Annotated in this window: 18 protein-coding genes; 4 read left to right on the top strand and 14 right to left on the bottom strand. The window is 39.8% G+C overall.

Translation table 11 applies throughout. From position 1 onward, the window contains the following. Positions 1 to 672: 672 nt before the first annotated feature. Positions 673 to 1,149: a hypothetical protein gene (locus F601_RS0102760; RefSeq protein WP_155979145.1), complete on the bottom strand. Its 477-nt coding sequence runs from the start codon at positions 1,147 to 1,149 to the stop codon at positions 673 to 675. On the opposite strand from F601_RS0102760, the gene F601_RS12220 reads away from it, so the two are divergent. The 3 genes from F601_RS12220 to F601_RS0102745 all read left to right on the top strand — a co-directional run bounded on the left by F601_RS12220 (position 1,128) and on the right by F601_RS0102745 (position 3,318). After that, positions 1,128 to 1,685, top strand: a complete 558-nt coding sequence (locus tag F601_RS12220) for a CHAP domain-containing protein (RefSeq protein ID WP_248678557.1) — start codon at positions 1,128 to 1,130, stop codon at positions 1,683 to 1,685. The two genes, F601_RS0102760 and F601_RS12220, sit on opposite strands and share 22 nt — an antisense overlap. Positions 1,686 to 1,812: 127 nt before the next feature. After that, positions 1,813 to 2,085: a helix-turn-helix domain-containing protein gene (locus F601_RS0102750; RefSeq protein ID WP_018164142.1), complete on the top strand. Its 273-nt coding sequence runs from the start codon at positions 1,813 to 1,815 to the stop codon at positions 2,083 to 2,085. A 15-nt stretch (positions 2,086 to 2,100) separates the two neighbouring features. Further along, the gene (locus F601_RS0102745; protein WP_018164141.1) at positions 2,101 to 3,318 is read left to right on the top strand and encodes a tyrosine-type recombinase/integrase; all 1,218 of its coding nucleotides are present in this window, start codon (positions 2,101 to 2,103) and stop codon (positions 3,316 to 3,318) included. Between the two features lie 109 nt (positions 3,319 to 3,427). Here F601_RS0102745 and rpsI read toward each other — a convergent pair whose 3' ends face one another. The 3 genes from rpsI to F601_RS0102730 all read right to left on the bottom strand — a co-directional run bounded on the left by rpsI (position 3,428) and on the right by F601_RS0102730 (position 4,755). Next, positions 3,428 to 3,820: a 30S ribosomal protein S9 gene (gene rpsI / locus F601_RS0102740; protein ID WP_018164140.1), complete on the bottom strand. Its 393-nt coding sequence runs from the start codon at positions 3,818 to 3,820 to the stop codon at positions 3,428 to 3,430. 20 nt (positions 3,821 to 3,840) lie between these two features. Then, positions 3,841 to 4,287, bottom strand: a complete 447-nt coding sequence (rplM, locus tag F601_RS0102735) for a 50S ribosomal protein L13 (protein ID WP_008536246.1) — start codon at positions 4,285 to 4,287, stop codon at positions 3,841 to 3,843. A gap of 267 nt (positions 4,288 to 4,554) precedes the next feature. Next, positions 4,555 to 4,755, bottom strand: a complete 201-nt coding sequence (locus tag F601_RS0102730) for a helix-turn-helix transcriptional regulator (protein ID WP_018164138.1) — start codon at positions 4,753 to 4,755, stop codon at positions 4,555 to 4,557. Positions 4,756 to 5,225: 470 nt separating this feature from the next. Here F601_RS0102730 and F601_RS0102725 point away from each other — a divergent pair, with 470 nt between their 5' ends. Further along, the gene (locus tag F601_RS0102725) at positions 5,226 to 5,486 is read left to right on the top strand and encodes a hypothetical protein (RefSeq protein WP_018164137.1); all 261 of its coding nucleotides are present in this window, start codon (positions 5,226 to 5,228) and stop codon (positions 5,484 to 5,486) included. Between the two features lie 393 nt (positions 5,487 to 5,879). Here the strand turns inward: F601_RS0102725 and F601_RS0102720 are convergent, their stop codons facing one another. From F601_RS0102720 to F601_RS0102675, 10 genes are all read right to left on the bottom strand, one after another. Beyond that, positions 5,880 to 8,888 carry a DUF6359 domain-containing protein gene (locus F601_RS0102720; protein WP_018164136.1) on the bottom strand — a complete coding sequence of 1,003 codons (3,009 nt, stop codon included), beginning with the start codon at positions 8,886 to 8,888 and terminating at the stop codon, positions 5,880 to 5,882. Between the two features lie 269 nt (positions 8,889 to 9,157). Beyond that, positions 9,158 to 10,018, bottom strand: a complete 861-nt coding sequence (locus tag F601_RS0102715) for a DegV family protein (protein WP_018164135.1) — start codon at positions 10,016 to 10,018, stop codon at positions 9,158 to 9,160. Between the two features lie 113 nt (positions 10,019 to 10,131). Then, entirely contained in the window at positions 10,132 to 10,644 is a 513-nt protein-coding gene (locus F601_RS0102710; protein WP_018164134.1) for an NYN domain-containing protein, read from the bottom strand. Between the two features lie 32 nt (positions 10,645 to 10,676). Further along, positions 10,677 to 11,435 (bottom strand): 23S rRNA (guanosine(2251)-2'-O)-methyltransferase RlmB, encoded by a 759-nt coding sequence (gene rlmB / locus F601_RS0102705; RefSeq protein WP_018164133.1) that lies wholly within the window; start codon positions 11,433 to 11,435, stop codon positions 10,677 to 10,679. Between the two features lie 193 nt (positions 11,436 to 11,628). After that, positions 11,629 to 12,033: a Mini-ribonuclease 3 gene (locus F601_RS0102700; protein ID WP_018164132.1), complete on the bottom strand. Its 405-nt coding sequence runs from the start codon at positions 12,031 to 12,033 to the stop codon at positions 11,629 to 11,631. Further along, complete coding sequence (gene cysS / locus F601_RS0102695; RefSeq protein ID WP_018164131.1) at positions 12,026 to 13,372, bottom strand: cysteine--tRNA ligase; 1,347 nt, start codon at positions 13,370 to 13,372, stop codon at positions 12,026 to 12,028. The genes F601_RS0102700 and cysS overlap by 8 nt, the downstream gene beginning before the upstream one ends. A 140-nt stretch (positions 13,373 to 13,512) precedes the next feature. After that, entirely contained in the window at positions 13,513 to 14,640 is a 1,128-nt protein-coding gene (locus F601_RS0102690) for a sodium ion-translocating decarboxylase subunit beta (RefSeq protein ID WP_018164130.1), read from the bottom strand. A 13-nt stretch (positions 14,641 to 14,653) separates the two neighbouring features. Continuing rightward, positions 14,654 to 14,998, bottom strand: a complete 345-nt coding sequence (locus tag F601_RS0102685; RefSeq protein WP_018164129.1) for a biotin/lipoyl-containing protein — start codon at positions 14,996 to 14,998, stop codon at positions 14,654 to 14,656. 4 nt (positions 14,999 to 15,002) lie between these two features. Continuing rightward, positions 15,003 to 15,311, bottom strand: a complete 309-nt coding sequence (locus tag F601_RS0102680) for an OadG family protein (RefSeq protein ID WP_018164128.1) — start codon at positions 15,309 to 15,311, stop codon at positions 15,003 to 15,005. 10 nt (positions 15,312 to 15,321) lie between these two features. After that, positions 15,322 to 16,716: an oxaloacetate decarboxylase subunit alpha gene (locus F601_RS0102675; protein WP_018164127.1), complete on the bottom strand. Its 1,395-nt coding sequence runs from the start codon at positions 16,714 to 16,716 to the stop codon at positions 15,322 to 15,324. Positions 16,717 to 17,157 lie beyond the last annotated feature (441 nt).

Below are 17,157 nucleotides of genomic sequence, written 5' to 3'. Positions count from 1 at the left end.
TCTCAAAGGTCTTTGTCTTCTTTAAGACAACTTCTATAGTCTATCAAACTCTAGCAAGTTTGTCAACTCTTTTTTTAAAAAAAGTTTTGACAAATGCTTTACCGCTCTCGTTTGACAGCTTTATTATTCTATCAAATCCTAAACGCTCTGTCAAGAACTTTGTGAGATTTTTTTTGCTCAACTCTCTTAACCGTCTGGCTTTTGACAACTTACTTAGTATACCAAAGTCAGAGTTTCATGTCAACAGATTTGAAATATTTTTTGAAAGTTTTCAATTTCTTTTTCGGTTGTTTTCAAGTAGCTACCCTTTTTATATTTTTCATTTTCGAATTACAGAATAAATAAAATAAAAATTTTTCGAATTTCATTTTTTTCTTTTGTTTTAACTCACTTTATTTATGTATTGATATATTTTTTAATTTATAATTCAGCTCCTTTGTGATGAAGGAGCTGCCCTAGGAGGTGAGTTTAAATTTGACTAGTATAGATAATTTCGGTTAGTATTCCACGTAAAGTATCGTCATATCTATTTAGTACACTAAAGAATTTTTGAATTTCTACACATTCTTTCATTTGTGCAATGACTTTGTGCTTGATATCATAGGCTATTTCTGCCATTTGCAGACAAGAAGTAATTCGCTTTGTAAAGTCTTCTCTGCGAGGGTGATATTTTTAAGCATTAAAATCAACACTTCGGTCTTTATTTTCCAATAGTAGTGATGTTTGATTTGTGTAATGGAAGATTAGTTTGTGCTGACGATTTTTTGGAATTACATTTTTCGGATCATCAATTGAGAGTTTTACCTTACCATGTATCCAATCATATTCTAACGAGGTTACGCTTCTTTGACCATCTTCATTATCTTCTATTAAATGAAATACATTTGATTTTTCTGGGAACAAGTGCCACTCAAGTAGTTCTGGCAACTCTGCCCCCAACGGATCTACCTTACTATTTAGCGGGATAATCGCTCCTTCTTTCGCAAATGCTGGAATAAGTTCCTTTTCTCTATAAACAGATAATCTTGTATTTCCTGAATACGAAATGTCTAAAAAGAAATCATACCAAGTTCCTTCTGGAAACCAAACTGAACTGAGCACCCTTATTTGCGGTGCTTTTTCTTTTTGTGGGAGCAAGTAGTATAACATCAACCAGTTCTGCTTCAGTCATTGAAGGTCAAACCTATGTAGAGCATTGGTCAGATGGGGAAGCCTATAGTCATAATCTTCTTGTCCATAGGTATGGTATCACTGCTGGTCAATCCCGTGATGGAGGAGGCGTGACGGCAAGTGGTGTTCCTGATGGCTATAGTCTCGTTAAGACGATTGATACTTCAGGATACACTGCAACGAGTTACCCTTGGGGACAATGTACATGGTTTGTCTATAACCGAGCAAAAGAATTTGGTATCTCTTATGATATGTACATGGGTAATGGTGGCGATTGGAGAAACAAAGCAGGTTATCAAACCACACATACGCCTACCGAGCACTCAGCCATTTCATTTGCGCCTGGTCAAGCAAACTCTGATCCAACATACGGACACGTTGTCTTTGTCGAACAAGTAAAATCAGATGGCTCTATTTTGGTGTCAGAATCAAATGCACTAGGTTTGGGTGTCATTTCATACCGTGTATTTGATGCAGAAACCGCCAAACAATTTACTTATGTCATTGGGAAGTAGTTAAGGATTGTTTAAGTTCATAAAGCTATACTACTATCAATCCTAAAACTTTTCTTTTTCATAATCTCCTAAAACAAGTCGCTACTGACTTGTTTTTTTGCTTTTAAAAGAAAGGAGCATACAAGCTATGCAAGTTATGTTAGCAGAAGAACAAACATTAGAAATCCAACAAATGATTGGAGAACTTATTAAATCCGAAATCAAAAATGCTAGAGAGTCTGTTGGTGCAGATTCTCCTTTTTTGAATAAACGACAAACTTGTGACTATCTCGGTATTTCAAACAACACCCTAGACCTATGGATTTCCATGGGATTACCCTACATTAAAATCGGTAAATCAATTCGTTTCAATAAAGAAAGTGTTAACCAATGGATGACCCGTCTTGAAATTTCAGCATAGAAAGGATTACAATTAATGTCAATTAAGAGAACAAAAAATGGAACCTATCAACTCCGTGTCTATATTCCTGACGATGTTCAATCTAAACTTGGACTTAGTAAACTCTACCAAAAGCGCTTTAAGACAAGAAGGGAGGCCAAGGAAGCTGAGTTAAAATTATCAGTGGATATTGAAAAAGCACGGCACAACAAACATTATCAAAAACCAATCAAGAAGGAAGATATCCTTTTTGATGACTTCTATAAGGACGTTTGGTTAGAACCGTATAAAGCAGGGCAAACAACATCTACTAACAAACCTCCTACACGTGCTACGATTTTTCAGACGGAAAACTTGTTTAGGTTACACATTATCCCGCTACTTGGAAAGTATTCCCTCAGTTATCTAAACGATAATAAGCAACTTGTCTTGAACCTTCTCACTCCTAAAGCTAATAGCTTTGCGAATTTTAAAGCTATTCGAGGATATATCAATTCAGTCTTTGATTGGGCTGAAGAATTAGACTATATCCCAATCAATAGATTGCACAAAACAATCAGTCGGATTAAAGCAACCAAAAAGCAAATGCTTAAAGATAGTAAGCGAGAAGAAGATTTATCGCTTGATGAAGATGAGCTCCGCTACTGGCTATTAGCCTTTGATGAGGACTTAGAAAAGGGATTGATTGAATTCAAAGACTATGTTCTCTTCTATACAACCTTCTTTCTTTCCGATAGGAAGTCTGAATCTTACGCTTTACAGTGGAAACACATCAATTTCAAGACTAATGAAATCTTGATTGAGAATGCACTGGATCAATTTGGTACTGTAAAATCTACCAAAGGTGGAAAGAAGACCCTTTTCCATGCACCAATTGAACTGATGGATTTACTTAAAAAGTGGAAGGAACTTCAAAAAGCAGAACTTAAACAATTTGGTATCAGACAAACTAATAATCAATTTGTTTTCACCTACAATGACCGCAAAAATAACATCAATGTTGTCCTTCATATTGACTATCTAAACTACAGAATGAATTCTATCAGAAGACGTCACCCAGATTTGGCTCCTGCTTCTCCTCATAAACTCAGACATACTGGAGCTACGTTGGCGAAAAAAGCAGGACTATCATTAGCTGAAATTTCAGAGGCTCTTACCCATAGTGACCAGTCTATTACTAAGACCTATATCAACACCAAAACTACTGTCAGACAACCAGCTGGTGTAACTGCCTTTAGGAGTCTCAAAAACTAATGGTGTTAATTTGGTGTTAATTTTGGTGTTAACTTTTGATTTTTGGACAAAAAAAGACATCCAAGATAAAAATCTTGAATGTCCACAAACGTTGATATAACGGTATATATTAACGTTTTGAGAATTGTGAAGCCTTACGAGCTTTCTTAAGACCTGGTTTTTTACGTTCAACCATACGTGCGTCACGTGTAAGAAGACCAGCGCGTTTCAATGAATCGCGGAAATCTGGGTCAACTTGAAGAAGTGCGCGAGCGATACCGTGACGGATAGCTCCTGATTGACCGGCGTAACCACCACCTACAACGTTAACGAAAACGTCGTATGAACCTTGAGTTGAAGTAACTGCAAAAGGTTGGTTGATAACCAAACGAAGGTCAGCGTGTGGGATGTACTCTTCTACATCTTTTTTGTTAACAGTAATTTTACCAGTACCTGGAACCAAACGAACGCGTGCAACAGCGTTTTTACGACGGCCAGTACCTGCATATTGTGCTTGTGCCATTATTTAAATGCTCCTTTCTCTTAGATAAGTCCTGAGATATCAAGTACTTCTGGTTGTTGTGCAGCGTGTGTGTGCTCAGCGCCAACAAATACTTTCAATTTCATGCCTTGTGCGCGTCCAAGAGTGTTATGTGGAAGCATACCTTTAACTGATTTTTCGATCAAACGTACAGCGTTTTTAGAACGAAGTTCACCAGCAGAGATTTGTTTCAAACCACCTGGATACATTGAGTGAGTGTAGTAGATTTTATCAGTTGCTTTTTTACCAGTCAATTTAACTTTTTCAGCATTGATAACGATCACGAAGTCACCTGTATCAGTGTGTGGTGTGAAAGTTGGTTTGTTTTTTCCGCGAAGTACGCTAGCAACTACTGCAGAAAGACGTCCAAGTGGCACATCAGTAGCGTCTACTACGTACCATTTACGTTCAACTTGGCCTGGTTTAGCCATAAATGTTGTTTTGTTCATGAGTTCTCCTATATATAGTTCGATTATTTGTTTACGGGTGGCGGGTGTTCCGTCCCACCAAAAGTTATTTGGAAGGTTCCGGGGCCTTTCAAATGGGGTAAACAATACCGTCTATCATAATACCAAAAAAACAGGACCAAAGCAAGTTATTTGAACAGATTTTTTTGAATTATTTTTTGAAAAAATAGCAGAGCAGTCTAGGCTTTTTAAAGGTTTTAAGAGTAAACCGTTTTCCTATAAATATGCTTGATTTGCACCATTTTAAACCTAGTTTTCATCCCAAAAAAGTTGGTCAAGTGTCTTATCTAGAGCTCGACAAATGGCAATACAAAGATTGATTGTCGGATTATAGTCTCCCTTTTCCACAGCAGCAATTGTTTGCCTAGATACTCCCACCAAATCAGCCAATGCCTGCTGAGACAAATCTTTTCCAGCACGCGCTGCTTTTAATTTGAGATTCTTAGCCATTAGTATGACGATTTTAAATCTATTTTAAGGTCTGAAAAAATGCCTAAAAATTAGCTAATTTCGTTAATTTAAAGTACAATAACAGTGAAGAATTTAAGCTTTTACAACCTGACCCCGAGTAGTAAATTATTATAATGGTGATACCAAATAGCCATTGAGCAAAACGCGGAAAAAGCAGGCAGTAGAGGCATACTTTAACTTTAGAAAAGACGGTATTCTCTTCGACAATCACGGCATTGCTAGATATATTAATCGAACGTGGCATAAAAACGGAACTTTTTAACATAATTACGATACCATTTTGAACCACTCATCATTCAACTAAAGACGGGAAAATCAGAGATGTCAGGGACAAACGACAAGGTTATTATTTTTACGAAATCAGAGAAAAATATGCTGTTTAGATGACATTAAGAAGCAGCAAGAAAAAGGAAAAAATATTCCCCAGAAAGATCGGACGGTGATAGACAATGACTGCAACTAATGAAATATTAAATATGTTTTCAGATGTTCTTGATGGAGAAATCAGCGTTTGGGACTTCTCTTTTGATCTCGGCGATTGGCTAACCGGAGATAATGGAAATAAGCTTATTACTGAAAACGAAACCTTATTCGATTATTTAAATGAGAATGTTCTAGAAGAAATGGAATTATTACCCGATTATGAAATCGAAACTAATCGCCAATTATTTACGAAATTTTACAACGAGGCTAAGAAATTAGCTAAATGACTAAGCACCTAGAAAAAATCTAAGTGCTTTTTTGTATCCAAAAACAAGAGAGAAACAATGGCAAAAATCGTTTAGTTGATTTGACAGTTTGCTATCATTTTATTTAACTTGCTTGTCGTTATCTTGCTACTTCTATTTTTTCAGAGTAGATATCTACGGCTTGATAACTTGAGCTATAAAGAAGTTTAAAAAATGAAGCAGTGCAATCTTGAAATTAGGGTGGCTGAGTTAGTAGCTGAAAAGTGTACTGCTTAGAGATGTCGTGGACGACAATCAATAGCTATTGCTGAATTACAGTCTAAAGCATTAGTTACCAACGTTAGGTTTTATGAAATCAAAACGACTCAAAGCGTGTTACTGGACAATACTGCTCGACCCACAAGCTCAGGGGCTTTATTTCTTGACATATCTATTTTTAGCTCTCTTTTGCTCTTTCTCTAAGTTCTTTTGTTCTTTTTTCTGCTCTTTTTCGAGATTTTTTTGTTCTTTCTCTTTTTGTTTTTGAGCTTTCTTTTCTTCTTTTTGAGCCTGCTTTTGTTCTTTCTTGCTTTTTCCTGACTCTGGTTCTTCTGGTGTTTCTGGTTGTGCTTTTTTCAGGCTAAGTTGGACAAGGAGGGGATCATGGTCAGAAGCTCTGCCATGTTCCTCCATAAAGGCTGAATTGACATGAATCATATCAAATTCATAGCTGACCAAAAGATGGTTGGAGATGAGCATGTTATCAAGGGACTGGTTGTTACCGTTATAATAGTAAGAGAAGCGATCTTCTTCATCGTGGAGACTGACAAGGTTAGTCACCCCACCTGTTTCAATCAACTGAATGGTTTTGGTAAATTCGTAGTCATTGAAGTCTCCAAGCATAACGATGTTGGCATTTGGATTTTGCGAAAGACCAGTCTGGGTAAAGTCAGCAATCAAGTTAGCCAATTCATGGCGTTTAGCTTCCGAGGCTAGAGTCACAGGTTGGATGCGACCATAGGCACCTGTGTCACCACGTTTTGAGTTAAGGTGGTTAGCCATGACCACAACTTTCTCACCTTGGAAAACAAACTCTGCTGCCAGTGTTTTACGAACACCAGACCAAGCAGGATTGGTTGGATCAATGCGTCCAAGACTAAGGTTAAGTTCGCCATTTTCCCAAGCAACAGCATCTGTTGCAGTTCCAACCGGCTTGTCTGAGAGGCTGACGCGGTCAGAATTATAGAGGAATCCTACGCGGATGTTAGCTCCTTCTGCACCACCATCTTGGTTGTTTTCTGGAGCAATATCAACATAAGTATAAGTTGGTCCACCTTGAGCAACAATGGCTTGAATTAAGCGATTAGCACTCAAGCTAGCATCTGTTGTCCCATCATTTTTTGCACCATTATTATCTTGAACTTCAATCAAACCGATGATATCCGGCGAATTGAGGTCAGATACGAAGGATTTGGCGATACGTTCTACCTTGGCTTGTTTTGTAGAGCTTGTATCTGCTGAGAAGTTCTCAATATTGTAAGATGCAATGCTAAGTTTATCAGCATCTGGGATGAGATTGGAAACTTCAGGAACAATTCCGCCATCATTGAAGAGAGGTAGGGTTTCATCATCTACATAAACCTTGTAATTAGTATAGCTATATGTTACAGGACCCATGATGCGACCTGTGAAGTAATCACCAGATTTGTAGTTTCGACTGCCAGATTTCAAAAGAATTGGAATAATGTCAGTATTGTTAGTGTCTGGGCGAAGACTGACACCGCCGACCTTGTTGGTTGGAGTTGTACTATTGCCAGAAAGAACGTAGATTTCCTTGTTCTTCATTGGCCCCAAGACCTTGGCATCATCAACTGCAACTAACATACCTTCTAAAGATTCCCAAAAATCAATGGCATCTTCTTCTGGATCAAAATCAGCAAAAGAATCGTTATCAATGATATCAGCTGGAATCATGCGGTCTTTACCAATGACAATCGGAGCAGGAACTTCTGCTGTCCCTGTCTTTGTTACCTTGCTAGCAACAATTTGTGTGATGGTTAAATCTGTTTCCTTGCGGTCATCATATCCGCGACCCAGATATTCAGTAACAGAGCCTTCCAACTCAAGGACGTCACCGACAGCAACACTTGTATTGAGTTTTCCTGTGTAGACATTGATACCATCTGATGTTGCAGGGTTATCATCAGGATTGATGTCTTGGACATAGAAATTATTGTTTGCTGTGATTGAGGTCACCACAACCTCTTTGACTTTTACCTTACGATTGTCATATGGAGAATCATGGCTTTCTCCTTGAATCTCACCAACAGTAACTTCTGCTGCAGTACTTGTATCTTCTGGTCCTTTTTCAACAACTTCAAAATGACTAGCCGCAAATGGTCGGATTTGAGCTTGTCCGGAACTTTGTCCTAGAATACCAGTAAGATTAATAGTGTCTCCCTTACTGATAATTTCTAGAAGATCTGCCGTTTTAAGGCCTGTACGACTGTCAAGTTTAACAGCTGTGCTATTTCCAGAAGCATCTGTGACAGTAAAAGTAGAATTATCGTAGTTATCACTTGAAATGTCACCAACCACTACATTCTTGATTTTAACCAAGGTAGCAGCAGGCGCAGTAGCAAGGTCTGAAATTGTTGTTTCTGTGACTGGCGTTGTAAAATCACTTGTCAGTTTTTGGTGTTCAGTAATCTCTGTTAGTTGCAGTTCATTATTGTAGGTTCCAAGGCTACCTGTAAGCTGGACAGAATCTCCAATTTTATAACCCAGGCTTGTTTTTGGATAGATGTAGAGCCCAGCGCCTGAATCATCTTGAAGGTAGAAGCCATTACCTCCCCAACCGTTAACGAGACTGATGATTTTTCCAGAAATGGTATAAACCTGTCCAAGTGAGCTTGTGCGAACTTGGGAAATAGGAGTCGATTCTTTAAGCGGAGCAGTTTCAGTATTACCAGTTTCTTGTGATGAATCTGGTAGACTTGATTCTGGAACTTCATCCTCCAGAAGCGAAATATCTGTAACAGATTTGACGCCTGTACGTCCCATATAGCGCTGGCTGCTACCTGTTACTCGGACATATTGACCAATGAGTTCTGGGTGATCAACAATGTTAAAATTGTCACGCACAGCACCAGTTGGCAATTGGAGAGGGATGGTTTCTGAAGCTTGAGCATCCGGACTTGTCCCGAGAGCTAAATTAGTTTTAGCATTATTGTCATAGGCAGAGCCAGCAGAATTTAAAGCACCTGTAATATAGCCTTCGACTACTACTTCAGACAGACTCGCCTCTTGCAAAGCATAGCTTGGAACAGTAAGGTTGTCAGCATAACTAGTCGGTAGGGAGAGACCGCTAGACAGCATAAGCATGAGGACTAGAGCACTTTTTGTGAGACGCTTAGTCAGCGAAACAGGAAAATGTACTTTCATAAAAAACTCCAATCTTTTTCATTTTTGTGATATCAAAGAGACTTGAAATCACTTCATAAAGCGACTATCCTCATTATAACCAAAAAGCCTTAATAATTGAACCTTTTTCGAAAATATATTTCATTTGTTCGGATAAACAATGTTATCTACGCTTTTGTTTTCCTATTTTCGGAAAACGTAAGGAAATACAAACAGCAACCTCCATGTAAGATATAAAAAAGAAGCTCAATTATCATCAAGCTTCCTAAGTGACTTCTTTACAAAATGACCTATCTTGGATTTTCTCCAATAGTAAAGACAGCTAAGGTCTCTGGTCCTACGTGAGTCGAAATAACTGGGCCCAATGGCATAATCAAAACGTTGTCAATGCCGTCCCGCGCCAGCAAATCTTCCTTGAGACTTTGAGCTGCCTCTGCATCGTTGGCATAGGCAACAATAGCTGTGCTGTGCGATAGGTCTTGCGTCGCCTGAGCCACCATCTCTTTCATCCCCTTTTTGCGGCCACGAACTTTGGCCAAGGGCACCAATTTCCCAGAAGCATCAAGCCACAAGAGGGGCTTGATATTGACTAAGCTACCGATAATAGCAGAGCCTTTTGACAGACGACCACCACGCATAAGGTGGTAGAGATCGTTAACCAAAAAGTAGGTACGCAAACGAGGAAGAATACCTTCAATCATAGACTGAGTTTCTTCTAAAGTTTTACCCTGATTTCTAGCTTCAGCTGCTAAAATCGAGAGGTAGCCCTCACCACCAGCTGCTGCTAACGTGTCAATAATAACAATCTTGGCCTCTGGATAATCTTCTAATACCATATCACGCGCCATAATCGAACTTTGGTAAGTCCCAGATAGTACTGAAGAGAAAGCAAGATAAAGAACTTCATGTCCCTCTTGAGCATGAGCACGAAAGACTTCTTCAAATTGTCCAACATTGATTTGGCTAGTAGTCGGTTTACTGCCATTTTGCATGCTGTCCAAAAGGACATCACTGGTTAAGCGGTTCTCACCAACTGTTTCATAAGTTTTTCCATCCAATGTGATTGTTAAGCCCAGAAGTTCTACATCATTTTCTTTGGCCCAGTTTTCATCTAAATCCGCTGTTGAATCTGTTATAATCTTAAATGTCATCCTTCTCTCTCCATCGTCCTTGATTTACTTTGATAGTTAAAAGTAATTTGACTATCAAAGTATTTGATTCATTATAACAAAAAAATCCGCACCTAGCGAATTTTTTCATTAAATTATAAATCATTTAGAAGATTTTTTAATTGTGAGAGTTGATCATCATCCCACGGACGAAGTGGCGGTTTACTTAAGTCAATCTTCTTCGACATCTTATCTAGGTCTGCTTTAACAGTATTAACCCTTTGTTCCAGCTCACGAGCAGGTACCCGAAGAGCTCCCTGTGAAAAAATGGTCCACTGTTCGTTTAGGTCGCTGGTAGCAACTTCGACAAGGTTGATGGCCGTATTGAGTTCAGCAGCTGTGCGTTCAATATAAGCGTCAGCAGTTTCATCTTCTTCTGTAAAGATAACCTGCACTTTGTAGTGGTCATAGCGCTGGCGCACACCAGGCACGTATTGGGCATCAAAGACACAGATGATATTGATGTTTTCAAAATTAGCGTAGTTATGTAACTTTCTCAGGAGTAGTTCGCGTGCTTCATCCAAGCGATTGGCTTTAAAGAGTTGACGGGTTTCCTGCCAGAAGGCAATCATGTTATAGCCGTCAACTAGCATGATTTTCTTTTTCATTTTCATTCTCCTTGTTGACAGCACAGAAAGGTTTAGAGCTTGTTGCGGAAAACTTCGTACATAAGGACTGCAGCTGCCACGCTGGCATTGAGACTCTGCACATGTCCATCCATAGGAATGGTAATCATTTCATCCACTTGTTTCTTGATGTTTTGTGAAATGCCCTTGCCTTCGTTACCAATAATAAGGGCAAGCTTTCCTGCTGTATTCCATTTATGAGACGGTGTCCCATTCATATCTGTCCCAAAAATCCAGAAACCTTGTTCCTTGAGCTTGTCCAAAGTTTGACTGAGATTAGTCACGCGCGCGATTGGCACATGCTCTACTGCACCTGTTGAGGTTTTGGCAACAACCGGAGTTACACCAACAGCACGGTGTTTAGGAATAATGACGCCACAAACCTTGGTCGCGTCAGCTGTTCGCAAGATAGAACCGAAGTTATGTGGATCAGTCAGGCCGTCCAAGATAAGGATAAGAGGATTATCTTCCTGCTCTGCTTTTTTCAAAATAAAATCTAGTTCAGCATAGGCGAATTCGGACACTCGCAAGACAAAGCCCTGATGAACTGCACCATTGGTCATGTCTGAAAGGGTCTTTTTAGGGGTCCAAGAAATCGAAACCTTCTTGTCAGCCGCCAAAGCTTTGATCTTATCAACATTCTTTCCGCGAAGGTCATCCTGAATGTAAAGTTTGTTTCCGGTATTGGCTTGTAGGCTCTCTGTTACAGCGTGGACGCCATAGACGATATCGGTATTTTCTGTTTCTTCTTTAAATTGCTTTTGTTTTTTCATAAGTTTATTATAACACGAAAGAGGCTGGGCAAAAAGTCCAAGCCTCTGTAATAAAGTTCGAAATATGACCAAGACGCAGTAGCCTAGTGGACAGTACTTCGCTTTTTCAAAGCTCGAATTATCCTACTAGGCCTTGCGGGGGTGGGACTACGAACTCTCTTTAAGCTTATCGAGTTCTGTCCCACTCCCTCTTTTATTTTTGATGTTCCTCAACTGTCTGAATGCACCAGTCAATCAGCTCTTCCAAACGTTGGATTTGGTCGGTCATGTGCAGATAGCCCATGACAGCCTCGAAACCAGTTGACATGCGGTAAGTCACCACGTCCGCATTTTTAGCCTTAGTGTGACTGTTGGTATTGCGCCCGCGTCGGTACATGTCTTCTTCTTTTTCGGTCAATAGCTGAGCTTCTAACATTTTTTGAATCAGCATAGCCTGAGCCTTGGCAGACACGTATTGTGTCGCTTGGCGGTGCAGTTGATTGGGTTTGGTCAGCCCCTGAAAAATAAGGTGTTTGCGAATATACATGGAATAAACCGCATCCCCTTCAAAAGCGAGAGCAATCCCATTAATCAGATTGACGTCAACAGCCTTAGTCACGTGTCCACCTCACACCATCCTTAGTATCAAGAAGTTTGATACCTTGCGCAGCCAATTGGTCACGGATAGCATCAGCTTTAGCAAAATCGCGGTTAGCACGAGCCGTTTGACGTTCTTCAATCAAGGCTTCAATATCCGCATCCAAAACTTCTTCTTGGAAGACGATGCCGAAGACTGAAAGGAGTTTAGCAAAAGTTTCTTTGACAGTCGCGTCGTAATTACCCGAATTAATCCATTTGGCCATATCAAAGATAACCGTAATCCCATTTGCGCTATTAAAATCATCATCCATAGCTGCTTCAAAGTCCGCTACAAACTGAGCTAATCGGGCTGCGTCAGCTTGGCCAGTCACTGGCAAGGTATAAGTATTTTTAAGGTATTTGAGGTTAACTTCCGCATCATGCACCGCTTTTTCTGTAAAATTAACAGGTTTACGGTATTGCTGAGTAGCAAGGAAGAAGCGCAGAACTTGACCATCTACCGTTTGTAACATGTCGTGAACCGTCACGAAGTTACCAAGTGATTTGGACATTTTTTCATTGTCTACATTAACAAAGCCATTGTGCATCCAGTAGTTGGCAAAGGTATGACCTGTTTTAGCTTCTGATTGAGCAATTTCATTGGTGTGGTGAGGGAATTCAAGGTCAGCACCGCCACCGTGAATATCAATGGTATCACCTAAGATTTCAGTAGCCATAACTGAACACTCAATATGCCAACCTGGGCGACCTGGACCCCACGGACTGTCCCAAGAGACTTCACCAGCCTTGGCTGATTTCCAAAGGGCAAAATCAAGAGGGTTTTCCTTGATGTCACCTTGATCATCCACACGGCCGCTGGCACCAATTTCTAAATCAGCTAGCGTTTTGTTAGCTAACTTAGCATAGTTTTCGGATTTAGCGACACGGAAATAGACATCACCATCTGCTTCATAAGCGAAGCCTTTGTCTACTAAAACTTGGACGAAATCGATGATTTGATCCATATAGTCAATAACACGTGGGTGTTTTGTTGCTGGTTTGACACCTAGTTTTTGCACATCTTCCATGAATGCTGCGATGAACTTGTCAGAAAAAGCCTTGGTATCCATGCCTGCTTCACGCGCACCATTGATAATCTTGTCATCAACGTCAGTGAAATTTGAAATGTAGTTCACCTTGTAACCACGGTACTCAAAGTAGCGACGGATGGTATCAAAGGCCACAACACTGCGGGCATTCCCAATATGAATATAGTTATAAACCGTTGGTCCGCAGACGTACATATTAACGGTATTTTCATTAATGGGTACAAAATCACGCAAACTTCTGGTCATGGTATCGTAAATTTTAATTGTCATAGTTTATACTCTCTCTTGCCAATATCAATTATCCCTTATTATACCATAAAGAAAAGCCTCCACCAACCAGCGGAGGCTAATTCTGATTCTGGAAATCAATATAAATTGATTCTAAAGAACCGAGTTGCTTCTATACTAGATTAAGAGAAGAAGGCGAGTAAGACACCGGCCGCAATGGCAGAGCCAATAACACCGGCTACATTTGGTCCCATGGCATGCATGAGAAGGAAGTTACTTGGATCTTCACGCTGTCCTTCTTTTTGAACAACACGCGCAGCCATTGGCACCGCCGAAACACCAGCTGCACCAATCATTGGATTAACCTTACCACCAGTTAGGCGATACATCAGTTTACCCATGAGAACACCGGCTGCTGTCCCAGCCGCAAAGGCGATGAGACCGAGTAAAATAATCTTAAGAGTAGTCACTGATAAGAAGAGCTCTCCAGTAGCTTTTGCTCCTACAGTCAAACCTAAGAAGATAGTAACTCCATACATGAGAGCATTTTGGAGAACAGTAGTCAAGTTGGGAACAATTTTTGATTCCTTAATTAAATTCCCCAACATCAAGCAACCAATCAAAGTCGCTGCACTTGGAACCAAGAGGCTAACAAAGATAGCAACCACGATAGGGAAGATAATCTTTTCAGCAGGGCTGACTTTACGACCAACTTTCATGACAACCTTACGTTCTTTTTCAGTTGTCAAAAGACGGATAATAGGCGGTTGAATAATAGGAATCAAAGCCATATAAGAATAGGCAGCTAGGGCAATGGCTGGCAAAAGATGCGGTGCCAATTTACTGGTCAAAAAGAGGGCCGTTGGTCCATCTGCTCCACCTATAATACCGACTGATGCTGCTTCACCCGGGCTCATGCCTAAAACAACTGAGAGGAAGAAGGCAATGAAGATACCAAATTGAGCTGCACCACCCAAAAGTATGGTCTTAGGATTGGCCAAGAGTGGTTCAAAGTCGGTTGAGGCTCCCAGACAGAGGAAAATTAATGGCGGATATATCCCCAGATTTGTTCCTTGATAGAGATAATAAAGTAGTCCACCAGATGCACCGTCTTTAGGAGCATCCATTAAGCCAGCCAAAGGAAGATTGACCAGCAACATTCCAAAGGCAATGGGAATCATAAGATAAGGTTCATACTCTTTCTTGATTCCTAGATAAAGGAAAACACAGGCTATGATAATCATGATGACATTTTGATAAGTAAGATTATAGAATCCTGAAGTTTCCACTAATTGTTGAAGGTTTTCCATTAGCTACCCCTTCCTAGATAATCATCAAAACATCGTCAGTTTCTACAGTTTGATTGGCTGATACGTTAATTGCTTGAACTTTTCCATCCGCTGGTGCTTGAATGGCAGTTTCCATCTTCATAGCTTCTAGGATGAAAAGATCTTCACCTTTTTTAACACTGTCTCCTACTTGCTTAGCAACGTTGAGAATTTTCCCAGACATGGGTGCTGTAACCTCAGTACCAGCTGTCTGTACTGGTGCTGGTGCTGGTGCAGCAACTTGAGGAGCAGATGCTTGAGTTGGAACACTTCCTGCGTCCACTTCACGTAATTTAACAATATAAACTTCGCCATTTACTTCAACTTCATAAGTTTTCATCTGATTACCTCACTTTTTCAACGCTTTCGATTTTATAATTTTTATTTTCTGATTGACTGGCATGGGCTAGAGCTGTTAGAACAGCCACCTTAGCGGATGGGTCTTGCATAAAGAGGTCTTGTCCACTAAGTTTAACAGTTTCTTGGGTCTTTTCTGACATCTGGCCAACCTCTTTTTGAGGCTGGGCTTTTTCCAAAATACCGACAATCTTGGAAGTCAGCATCATCAAAAACATGATACCGAGTAAGATGACAAAGACCACACCCATTGAGACCAGCGTGATGATTAACACATCAAATAAAGAAAGTTGCATATCTTACTCCTTAAAAATATCCTCTAATTCTTACAATCTCATCTTCTGGGACTGGTTCTGCATACTTAGCCTTCAAGAAGTCTAGTGCGACTTGAGGGAAGAGAGCATAAGTAAGGACATCCTCATCTGTCTTAGCTAAACCTGTTAATTCTTTCTTCAATTTTTCAAATTCAGGTGCAATAAAATCAGCTGGTCGTTCTGTAATCACTTTTTCGTCACCGATAATACTGCGTCTAAATTCTGGGTCAATGTCAACAGGTGAATGACCGTATTGTCCCTTAAGATAGGATTTTATTTCACTAGGAACAATCTTATAGCGTTGTCCAGCAATAACATTCATAGTTGCTTGAGTACCAACCATCTGACTAAGAGGTGTTACAAGTGGTGGGAAACCTAGGTCAGCTCGAACTTTTGGTACCTCTTTTAAAACTTCTTCATACTTACTAGTTGCATTGGCTTGTTTCAATTGAGAATACATATTTGATAACATGCCACCGGGTACTTGGTAAAGTAGTGAGCGAGGATCAGGTGTCAGCATTTTGGGATCCAAAGTTCCATTTTCCAGATAGCGATCTTTAATCGGTCTGAAATAGTCTGCCACTTCTTCTAGAAGAACCATGTCAAGTCCTGTATCATAACCTAATTCTTCTAAAACGATAGCCATAGATTCTGTAGCTGGTTGACTTGTCCCTTCACTAAATGGTGAGATGGCTGTGTCAATTCTGTCTGCGCCAGCTTCAATCACCGCTTGATAGGTCATGTCCGCAATACCACTAGTACAATGTGTATGAACGATAATTGGTATGTCAATGACTGTTTTGAGTGCTCTGACCAGCTCTGCCCCTTTTCCAGGAGTTAAAATGCCGGCCATATCTTTAATACATAGCGTATCTGCTCCCATCTTAGCCATTTCTTTGGCCAAGTGGATATAGTAATCGAGAGTGTGGACATCACTGATGGTATAACAGATGGTCAACTGTGCTTCTTTACCTGTTTTTTTAACTGCCTGAACAATTGTTTCAAGGTTTCGCAAATCGTTGAGAGCATCAAAAATTCTGAAGATATCAACACCATTCTTAGCGGAAAGTTCTACAAATTTTTCAACTATATCGTCCGCATAATGACGATAACCCAGCAAATTTTGACCCCTAAGAAGCATTTGAAGAGGTGTGTTCGGAGCTAATTCTTTTATTTTACGCAAGCGTTCCCATGGATCTTCATTTAAAAAGCGAACACACGCGTCAAATGTTGCCCCGCCCCAGCACTCTAAAGAAGCATAACCAACCTTGTCTAAGGTAGGAATGATAGCTTCCATATCTTCAAAAGTTAACCGAGTGGCCATCAGAGATTGATGGGCGTCTCTTAGAACTGTATCAGTGATACCTATTTTCCGTTTTTTTTCCATTAAGTGCCTCCGACAAAAATAAAAACCACTCATAAGGTTTGCGATTTCTAAAATAAAAATCCTATAAACCGTTATGAATGATCTTTCTTTTATAGAAATGACTGTTGAGAAACTCACATTCTCAAGAGACATTCCTCTTTTTATAACACAATTAAATCATTTCTGTCATGACAACTAAAATCATGCAGAAACTTTCATTTAGGAGTCTGGTTTTCAGTACTTAAGTAAAGAAACCCTACTCCAATTATCAGCTGCTAAATATCTTAAAAACATTTAGCTAATCTCTAATTCACATGTTCTTTCGTTCTACACTATTATAATAACACCAAAAGAAAGCGCTGTCAATATATTTCCCGAACTTATCAAAACTTGTCATTTGTTTTCAAAATTCTAATTTTGATGCCATTTTTATTATCAAATAAAATCATATGAGGAAGCGAG

Source organism: Streptococcus henryi DSM 19005 (assembly GCF_000376985.1).
Lineage (GTDB): Bacteria > Bacillota > Bacilli > Lactobacillales > Streptococcaceae > Streptococcus > Streptococcus henryi.
Note: the sequence above shows the minus strand (reverse complement) of the source record. Positions and strands in the feature narration are given on the sequence as shown.

What these genes read in the sequence shown, in the direction of transcription:
- F601_RS0102760 (WP_155979145.1), bottom strand. Translation starts at nt 1,149, where the DNA reads ATGTTATACTACTTGCTCCCACAAAAAGAAAAAGCACCGCAAATAAGG.
- F601_RS0102750 (WP_018164142.1), top strand. Translation starts at nt 1,813, where the DNA reads ATGCAAGTTATGTTAGCAGAAGAACAAACATTAGAAATCCAACAAATG.
- F601_RS0102745 (WP_018164141.1), top strand. Translation starts at nt 2,101, where the DNA reads ATGTCAATTAAGAGAACAAAAAATGGAACCTATCAACTCCGTGTCTAT.
- rpsI (WP_018164140.1), bottom strand. Translation starts at nt 3,820, where the DNA reads ATGGCACAAGCACAATATGCAGGTACTGGCCGTCGTAAAAACGCTGTT.
- rplM (WP_008536246.1), bottom strand. Translation starts at nt 4,287, where the DNA reads ATGAACAAAACAACATTTATGGCTAAACCAGGCCAAGTTGAACGTAAA.
- F601_RS0102730 (WP_018164138.1), bottom strand. Translation starts at nt 4,755, where the DNA reads ATGGCTAAGAATCTCAAATTAAAAGCAGCGCGTGCTGGAAAAGATTTG.
- F601_RS0102725 (WP_018164137.1), top strand. Translation starts at nt 5,226, where the DNA reads ATGACTGCAACTAATGAAATATTAAATATGTTTTCAGATGTTCTTGAT.
- F601_RS0102720 (WP_018164136.1), bottom strand. Translation starts at nt 8,888, where the DNA reads ATGAAAGTACATTTTCCTGTTTCGCTGACTAAGCGTCTCACAAAAAGT.
- F601_RS0102715 (WP_018164135.1), bottom strand. Translation starts at nt 10,018, where the DNA reads ATGACATTTAAGATTATAACAGATTCAACAGCGGATTTAGATGAAAAC.
- F601_RS0102710 (WP_018164134.1), bottom strand. Translation starts at nt 10,644, where the DNA reads ATGAAAAAGAAAATCATGCTAGTTGACGGCTATAACATGATTGCCTTC.
- rlmB (WP_018164133.1), bottom strand. Translation starts at nt 11,435, where the DNA reads ATGAAAAAACAAAAGCAATTTAAAGAAGAAACAGAAAATACCGATATC.
- cysS (WP_018164131.1), bottom strand. Translation starts at nt 13,372, where the DNA reads ATGACAATTAAAATTTACGATACCATGACCAGAAGTTTGCGTGATTTT.
- F601_RS0102690 (WP_018164130.1), bottom strand. Translation starts at nt 14,640, where the DNA reads ATGGAAAACCTTCAACAATTAGTGGAAACTTCAGGATTCTATAATCTT.
- F601_RS0102685 (WP_018164129.1), bottom strand. Translation starts at nt 14,998, where the DNA reads ATGAAAACTTATGAAGTTGAAGTAAATGGCGAAGTTTATATTGTTAAA.
- F601_RS0102680 (WP_018164128.1), bottom strand. Translation starts at nt 15,311, where the DNA reads ATGCAACTTTCTTTATTTGATGTGTTAATCATCACGCTGGTCTCAATG.
- F601_RS0102675 (WP_018164127.1), bottom strand. Translation starts at nt 16,716, where the DNA reads ATGGAAAAAAAACGGAAAATAGGTATCACTGATACAGTTCTAAGAGAC.